We start from the raw sequence: 7,983 nt of genomic DNA, 5'->3' as shown, positions 1-7,983 counted from the left end.
AGGTCAAGTCCAGGGACGTGGTGTACGACGTCGTCGTGTGATTCTTCGACTTGGTGGTTTAGGCGGTCAGTGCCGCCGGGGTGTCCTCCTGTTCTGTTGATGGCGTGTGGTCGGCGCGGGATTTGCTGAGGACGTCGAGGCCGAGGTAGCGGCGGGATTCGGCCCATTCGTCGTGTTGTTCGGCCAGCACCGCGCCGACGAGGCGGATTAGGGCGTTGCGGTCGGGGAAGATTCCGACGACGTCGGTGCGCCGGCGGATTTCCTTGTTGAGTCGTTCTTTTATCCGGCCCTCGGGGGCGGGTCAACCCGTCGGGGTGGGATGTTCATCGATCGAGGCGCTGGAGGTGGTCGGTAAGGGCGTGGGCGACGCGGTCGTGGCGGGCGGCTTCGTCGGTCCAGCCGCGGCACTCGGCGTCGGTTCTGAGGGCCTGGACGTCGGCGAGTTGGTCGGTGAGCGTGTCGCGGAATTCGGGGGCGGTGACGTAGTTGTCGCAGGTTTCGCAGATGTTGGCATAAGGGCACGCGCCCGCGGATTCGTGGCGAGCGCAGTATCCGTGTGCAACGCGGGTTTTCAGCATTTCACTGTGCAGCCAGCCGACCTTGTCGGGCAGGATCGGTTTGCCGACCGGGGTGAGGGTGAACTGGCGGCGCATCTTGCCCATCGCTTCGTCGTAGGCCGCGCGCAGGGTGGGCGAGGCCAGGGTGGCGTAGCGGATCGTCATTTGTGGAGTGACGTGCCCGAGTAAGGACATCAAGGCCTGCAGACTCATCCCGGCGTTGGCGAGTTCGGTGGCCCAGGTGTGGCGCAACTGATGTGGAGTGACCATCAGGACGCCGCCGTCGGGACGGTGCAACCCGGCGGATTCAGCGGCGGTGAGCAGCCCGTTGCGCAGCCGGGTGTAGCCCAGGCGGCGTCCGTGCCGGGTGAACAGAAAGTCGGTGAGCACGCCGGTGCGTGGGTGCGGCAGCGGCCGGTGCGTGCCGCGGAGGGCGACCCACTCGTCGAGCGCGGCGAGGGTCGCGGCGGAGAGCGGGACCATGCGTTCGGTGGCGAGCTTGCCCAGTGGCACCTTCAGCCAGGTTCCGGCCGGTCCGTAGTCGATGATGCTGCCCAGTTCGAGGTCGAGCAGTTCCCCCGCCCGCAGGCCGGCACCACGCAGCACGGTCAGGCCGATGCGGGCGAACGGATCCTGCAGGTGGGCAACGGCGTTCATCACTGCCGCGTCCACATCGGGTGCTAGCGCGCGTGGCAACGGCTGGTCGAGTTTGGGGACGTCGGCGGCGAATACCAACCGCCGTGGTGGGGCCTGCGCCAGGCCCAGGCGGTGATGTCGTCGAGCAGGTTGCGCAGACTGAGCACTGCCGACTGGGCCACCGCGGCCGAGACGGTGCGCCCGGCGCCGCGGCGGCGCGCTGACCACGCCAGCCCCGGTGCGATTCCATTTCAGGTAGCCCTCGATGCAGCTCCGGTCGAGTTCACGCAGGCTGATGACGTCGGGATGGTGAGCGGTGAGGTATTCGGCGAAGGGCAGCAGGTCGTTGATCAGCGACTCGACCGATTTGGGCCGCAGCACGCCGCGCGCACGCCGATGTAGCGCAGCAACGTCTGACGGATCGGGTCGGGCATCTCCACCTCGGTGAAGCGCTGCTCGAGGCTACGGGCCCACCGCCGGCGTTTCGGCGCGGTGTCGATGACCGCGGTCTCGAACAACAGCTGCCGCAGGCTGGCCAGCGCCCCTGTATGCCGCCGCGACGATGGCGGCACCACGGTACGTGACAGCGCGGCGTCGAAGTCGTCGAGCGCGTCGCCGGTCAGGTCGGCGACCATTCCGCCGTGGTGTGCCAGCACTACCGCCAGACATTCGCCGAGGACCGTCTCGACCAGGAACTCCTCCAGCCCAACCGAATTCCCGCATTCCGCAACGCGGCGAATCCGCTCGGATCCGGTCCTCCACTGCGCGGCCCAGCCGGTCAACTGTTTGACCGCGGCCAGCTCGACGTCCAGCCGTAACCGGCCGGTGCCGATCGTGTGACAGATCAGCGGCACGCCCCGGTGTCCCGTATCTCGGCGATCCGCTCGGCTGCCGGCAGCGTCATCCAGGCGTGCAGGTCGCGGTGGCGTGCGGTGAAGTCGCGAGCGATCCGAATCCGGTCGCGTACCGCCCGCCCGCTCAAACCCAGGGTGGCGACGTGGTCGAGATAATCCGCCACCACCTCGTCGGCGCCTACGGGTTGGCCGACCAACACCGTGGTCACTGCCGGGCTCCGGCCAACGTCGCACGAGCAGCACCGTATTCGGCGGCGAGCTGCTCGATCGACAAATGCACGTAGCGGGCCGTGGTCTCCGGCGAGACATGCCCCATCAACGCCCGCAACGCCAGCAGATCGATTCCGGCCGCCGACAATTCGGTGCCGTAGGTATGCCGTAAACGGTGCGGGCGGACTCTTGTGGCGCCAGAGGTCTCCCGGTGCCGACGGAACAGGCTGCGCAGCCCGGCCTCGCTGACCGGTGCACCGGTCGTCGGGCCGCGCAGCACTACGAAGCACTGCGGCGTCGCCAACCCCGGCGGCCGCTCCCATCGCAGGTAGGCGGCGAGCTCGGTGAAGAACGCCGCATCGACCGGGACATGACGTTCCTTGCCGCCCTTGCCGATCACCCGAAGCCGGCGCCGGCCCATATCGACGTCGGCGAGCAGCAGGCCACGCGCCTCGGCCGAACGCAGCCCTCCGAGTAGCATCACCAGCACCATCGCCCGGTCCCGGTGCGTTGCCAGTGTCGCCAGGAACGCGTCGACATCGTTGGTGGACAACGATTCCGGAAGACGCTGCGGCTGACGCACCAACCTACCGCCACTGCGTGCACGCCCGGGACCCAGATGACCGAGCAACCCCCGCTGCGACTGGCGCAGCCCCTGTCCCCGCCGCGGCGACGGCACCGGATTGTCGGTGCAGACACCGGTCATCACCAGATACTCGAATAACGCGCGCACTGCCGCGACCCGGCGGTTCACCGTCGAAGCTGCCGGCGGGGTCGACGAGCGGTGACCGCCGGTGGGCTGGTCCGTTCGGCGGACGCCTTGCCAGTCGATCCAGTCGAACACCAACGGCGCATCGACCGCGGCGAGCCCGACCGCTTGCTGGACGAGGAACCGGCTCAAATTGGCGACGTCGAATGCGTAGGCCCGCACCGTGGCCGCGCTGAACCCCCGTCCCGCCAAATGGTTGAGAAACGCGTTCACCGCGTCCTGCCCGTCCCAGTCGCCCTCCAGGACATATCCGCTGTCGCTCTTGAGTACCCGCATCGCCGCTCCGCCTTCCCCCACCGAGATGCAGACAGCATCCATCCGTGCTCAGCGCTTGTGCGTGAACCTCACGCTGCAGCCCGAACCGTGTCCCCGGAGAGCCGGTTAACGGATAGTGGGTTGTTGGACCAGATCTGCCGCCAAATTTGTTTGGGGAAGGCGGTGAAGGCGAGCAGGTCGGCGCGGGCGTCTTCGAGGTGGTCGGCGACCTTGGGGAGCTTGTCGGCCAGTGCGTCGATGATGCGGTCATATTGGGCTGCAACGGAACCGGCGTCAGGTTGATCGAAGACCGAATGCAGTAGTGTGCGTACCCACGGCCACGATGATTTCGGAGTGATGGCCATCAGGTTGGTGGCGTAGTGGGTGCGACACCGTTGCCACGATGCCCCAGGCAGGGTGGCGCCGATCGCGGCCACCAGACCGGCGTGGGCGTCGGAAGTGACCAGACGGACCCCTGATAGGCCGCGGGCGGTCAGCGACCGCAGGAAGGTCAGCCAGCCGGCCCCGTCCTCGGCGGTGGTGACGTCGATGCCCAGGATTTCGCGGTAGCCCTCGGCGTTGACCCCGGTGGCGATCAGCGCGTGCACGTTGACCACCCGGCCTGCTTCGCGAACCTTGAGCACCAGGGCGTCAGCAGCCATGAACGTGTACGGGCCTGCATCCAGTGGCCGGGTCCGGAACGCCTCGACCGCGGCGTCGAGCTCTTTGGCCATCACGCTGACCTGGGACTTCGACAAGCTGGTGATGCCCAGAGTCTCGACGAGTTTGTCCATCCGCCGCGTCGAAACGCCCAGCAGGTAGCAGGTAGCCACCACCGTGGTCAGGGCCCGCTCGGCGCGTTTGCGCCGTTCCAGCAGCCAGTCCGGGAAGTACGAACCTTGCCTTAGCTTGGGAATCGCCAGATCCAATGTGCCTGCGCGGGTGTCAAACTCGCGGTGCCGATACCCGTTGCGGGAATTGGTGCGCTCGCTGCTGCGCTGGCCGTAGCCGGCACCGCACACCGCGTCGGCTTCGGCGCCCATCAGGGCGTGAATGAAGGCGGCCAACAACTCGCGCAGCACATCAGGGTGCGTGGTGGTGAGTCGTTCGGCCAGCACGGCAGACAGGTCGATATCGTGGGCAATGGTCATCGCGTTGATTCCTTTGCTCGAGTGACTTTGGTCGGTCCCTCGAAGAATCACGCGATGACCTTCATTCATCCGGCTACGACACGCCGGTCATCACCGGCTCGTACACCACTCTGCTGGACGCAACTGGGGTTGGAGACGATGACGATAGAAAATGCGTCGGTCATGCTCACCGCTCATGAAGTTCGAGCGATGACCGGAGTTCCGGTCTCAACGCTGCATGAATGGGCGGCCAGGCGGGAACGTGGGATTGATGCGCCTGGTCCACATCACCTCAGGCTTAGCGATCGGCACCGTCGATGGTTACTGGATGACGTCAAAGATTGGCTGGAATCGACTCGGGTGTAGAGCGATTCGCCCTCACCCAACTACTTAGCACAACCGCTGTCAACGGCGGCCGAAAATTGACCCCTTTTCGACGGGGTGGGTTCTACTCAACGTCGCAACACCGACGGATCACTCGAGACTAACAGGGCAGCGAATAGATCGGCGGGGCAACGGTCTTGGAGGACCATGCGGGGGCGATGGTTGAGTTCGTGTTCGACGGCCAACAACTGCTCCGGCGGGTGGCTGATGAGGGTGACGCCCTTCGGGAAGTAGTCGCGCAGCAGTCCGTTGGTGTTCTCGTTCGTGCCGCGTTGCCAGGGTGATCTGGAGTCGCAGAAGTAGACGGGCGCGCCGAGCTTGTCGGTGGTGGCAAGGTGGCGCGCCATCTCGGTGCCCTGGTCCCAGGTGATCGACCGCATCAGCGTGGGTGGCAGATCCTTCATGCGGGCCACCAAGGCCGCGTGCAGGGAGTCGGCGTCACTGCGAGGCAGATGCACCAACCGCAGCATCCGGGTCTGGCGTTCGACCAGAGTGCCGATCGCCGAGAGGTGGTTATTACCGATGATGTAGGGGTCGGACCGGGGCGCGGTGCCGGGATTGCTCCTGGCCCGTTTCCCCGGCCCGCCCTCCGCACCGGACGTGCGACTCTCGTCGCATCCGGCGCTCCACGGACTGCCACCGTTATGCGGGGACCGAGGTCGCCGCTGTGCTGGTCCACGGTGTGGGGATGTTGCTCGCCCGCCACCGATACCGAGTGATCGGAACGGTGGTGGTATCGAACATGACGATCCCATTCTCTTGCGGACGATTGCCTGGCCTTCCGGTCAGGAACCGCCGGTAGAGCTCCGCCCACGTGATCCGCTTGTGCCGTTTGAGCAGCCACTGGGTGACCCGATGCCAGGCAAAGGAATCGAGGTATCCGAAGGTTGCCTTCGACACACCGTGACGGAAATACGCACACCATCCTCGGAGCACCGGGTTGAGGCGTCCGAGGAGATCAGCAAGGCCATGATGACGTGCCTTCTTGGTCAGCGCCCGCACCTTCGTCATGATCGAAAGCAGCGCCTTCTTCGACGGGTAGGTGTAGACAGCTGCCTTGTTCGTGCCCTTCTTGCGGCGCCGCTGGATGCGGAATCCGAGAAAGTCGAACCCCTCGTCGAGGTGGCATACCTGGGTCTTCTCCACGGATAGCCGTAGCCCCAGTGGGGCAATGACATCCGCGACTTCGTCCCATAATGCGTCCGCGTGCGCTTTGGTTCCGGCCACCATGATCACGAAATCGTCGGCATAGCGGACGATCCGATAGGTGGCCCCGCCACGTTTGCGATGGGCATCTCGCCGCTGAGATGTCCGATGGGCATCCCATTTCACACGGAAATGTGCGTCCAACACCGTCAGAGCGATGTTGGCCAGCAGCGGTGAGAGTATGCCACCCTGGGGTGTGCCGGTATCAGATTCCCTGACCGTTCCGTCGCCAGACATGATGCCCGCCTTCAGGAATGCCTTGATCAGGGCCAGGACCCGCTTGTCGACGATCCGCGTGCGTACTCGTTCCATGATGGCGGAGTGAGCCAGTTCGTCGAAACACGCCGCGATGTCAGCCTCGAAGACCCAGTGATAGTTCCGGGTCCCCAAAGCATGTATCTCGGCGATCGCGTCCTGAGCGCGACGTCGGGGACGGAAACCGTAACTGACCGGCTCGAAATCCGCCTCGAAGATCGGCTCCAACACCAACAGCAACGACGCTTGAACCGTGCGGTCCATCGCCGTGGGAATACCGAGCCGCCTGAGTTTGCTGCTCCCTGGTTTGGGAATGAGTATCTCCCGCACCGGAAGTGGAGCAAATGTCCGTGCCTTCAGTTCGGTTCGAACGTGGCTCAGGAACGCCACCGTCTCGGCATCTCCGGTTATGGACGCAGGAGTCAGCCGGTCGACACCGGCTGAGCGTGCGCCCTTGTTGCCCCGCACCCGTTCCCACGCGACGGTGAGAAAGTCCGGGTGGTGGACGAGGTTGAACACATCATCAAAGCGGCGGTCGGAATCTTCGACCGCCCAGTGGTGCAGCTTGCGTTGCATCTGTCGTACCTGCCATGCCGCCTGATCGGGATCGGGCCATGACAGCTCACCGGTATTCACCAGTGCCTCCGTTCGTGTCGTGTTCGCTGCATCAATTCCGCTGGGGCCCTTCGCCATGCACGAGGCTTTCCCCCGCTCGGACTACTACGGCCCCTCCGCCCCACCGCGTGGCCATCGACAGACGACGCGTCAACCCGGATTCGGCGCCCTCGGCTGAGGACGACGACACGGGAGCCTCGCGATGGTTCCCACGTTCACTGCTGACCGCTCGAGGAGGGAGGTGCCCAGCTATGCCCCTGCGATATCGCCACGGCTACGCCGCAGGCATTCACCGTGGCCTCCAGCGGCAGCGACCTAAACCGCAGCCGGAGTTCCCAACACCGAGACGCCAGTGGTGTTGGTGCGCATCGCAGACCAGCCCGAATCCACCGGGTTAGAGCTGGCGGGAGACTTGAGAGGCGTTAAAACACTGGTTCCTCGCGTACACCTTCTCCTCATGCTTGCCGGACCCAGGCCATCCGGTAGTGCCGGCCTGTCCCGTCGTTGTCGGGGCTGCTTACCACCCTCGCCGGCGTCTCCCGGTCCAGGCTGCCCCCAGCTTCGTTACGCTGCTGCGACAGCACAACGGCGCAGGTCTCTCACCTCCGCTCGGTCACACAGCGCCTCGTGGCGCACAAGGTCGCCTTCCCAGTGGCCGGCTTCAGACCGGTCGACAGCCGAGAAGGACCGGTCGTGGATGGTGAGCATCGGCTGCTGGAACCGCGGCCGCCGGCAACTCTGGCGGTGATGCGCTCGGCGGTGATCTCGACCGGTGCGCAGCGGTGAGCGTCGGTGCGGCGCTAATCGCGAGGGCCGCATGAAACGTGAATTCGGTTGATAGACAGCTTGATAGATGCTTTCGTGGCATAACCACATCGATGAATCATCGGGGAAGCGGTGGCGGAGGTGACGGCTGATCTGTTGGGGGCTCCAACGCTGAAGAAGCAGCTCGGCGACCGCGTTACCGAGCTGGTCGTTGGTGTCGACCCGACGGCGGTGGTGACGTGCTCGTCGCGCGGTGGCTCGCCGGTGGGCATCGAAGGGCTGATATCCGCGGCCGGCTGGTGCGTTGCGCCGTAGCTCCCTCGAAATCGTCGACGGCGCTCGACCGA

6 protein-coding genes and 3 pseudogenes are annotated in these 7,983 nt (G+C 65.4%); all 9 read right to left on the bottom strand.

All coding sequences use genetic code 11. From position 1 onward, the window contains the following. Positions 1 to 58: 58 nt before the first annotated feature. Positions 59 to 277: pseudogene (locus NF20_RS26750) on the bottom strand (transposase); the annotation flags it as partial. Positions 278 to 323: 46 nt separating this feature from the next. Next, positions 324 to 1,574 carry a tyrosine-type recombinase/integrase gene (locus NF20_RS28465; protein ID WP_255343488.1) on the bottom strand — a complete coding sequence of 417 codons (1,251 nt, stop codon included), beginning with the start codon at positions 1,572 to 1,574 and terminating at the stop codon, positions 324 to 326. After that, a complete protein-coding gene (locus tag NF20_RS28460; protein ID WP_255343487.1) occupies positions 1,544 to 2,047 on the bottom strand; it encodes a hypothetical protein in 504 nt (167 codons plus the stop codon). Before NF20_RS28460 ends, NF20_RS28465 begins: the two co-directional genes overlap by 31 nt. Continuing rightward, on the bottom strand, positions 2,038 to 2,256 hold the full coding sequence (locus NF20_RS28455) for a hypothetical protein (protein ID WP_033717462.1): 219 nt from the start codon (positions 2,254 to 2,256) through the stop codon (positions 2,038 to 2,040). The genes NF20_RS28460 and NF20_RS28455 overlap by 10 nt, the downstream gene beginning before the upstream one ends. Beyond that, entirely contained in the window at positions 2,253 to 3,302 is a 1,050-nt protein-coding gene (locus tag NF20_RS20740) for a tyrosine-type recombinase/integrase (protein ID WP_007172498.1), read from the bottom strand. The genes NF20_RS28455 and NF20_RS20740 overlap by 4 nt, the downstream gene beginning before the upstream one ends. A 116-nt stretch (positions 3,303 to 3,418) precedes the next feature. Next, positions 3,419 to 4,432 (bottom strand): annotated as a pseudogene (locus NF20_RS20735) (IS256 family transposase); the annotation flags it as partial. Between the two features lie 431 nt (positions 4,433 to 4,863). Then, positions 4,864 to 5,550, bottom strand: a complete 687-nt coding sequence (locus NF20_RS20730; protein WP_371869947.1) for an IS30 family transposase — start codon at positions 5,548 to 5,550, stop codon at positions 4,864 to 4,866. After that, a complete protein-coding gene (gene ltrA, locus NF20_RS20725) occupies positions 5,438 to 6,892 on the bottom strand; it encodes a group II intron reverse transcriptase/maturase (RefSeq protein ID WP_033711551.1) in 1,455 nt (484 codons plus the stop codon). Before ltrA ends, NF20_RS20730 begins: the two co-directional genes overlap by 113 nt. A 612-nt stretch (positions 6,893 to 7,504) precedes the next feature. Then, positions 7,505 to 7,983 (bottom strand): annotated as a pseudogene (locus NF20_RS26740) (IS30 family transposase); the annotation flags it as partial.

Origin of the sequence: Mycobacterium sp. MAC_080597_8934, assembly GCF_000523975.1 — a bacterium.
GTDB lineage: Bacteria > Actinomycetota > Actinomycetes > Mycobacteriales > Mycobacteriaceae > Mycobacterium > Mycobacterium avium.
The sequence above is the reverse complement of the archived record's forward strand: the minus strand, read 5'-3'. Positions and strand labels throughout refer to the sequence as shown.

What these genes read in the sequence shown, in the direction of transcription:
- NF20_RS20730 (WP_371869947.1), bottom strand. Translation starts at nt 5,550, where the DNA reads ATGGGATCGTCATGTTCGATACCACCACCGTTCCGATCACTCGGTATC.
- NF20_RS20740 (WP_007172498.1), bottom strand. Translation starts at nt 3,302, where the DNA reads ATGCGGGTACTCAAGAGCGACAGCGGATATGTCCTGGAGGGCGACTGG.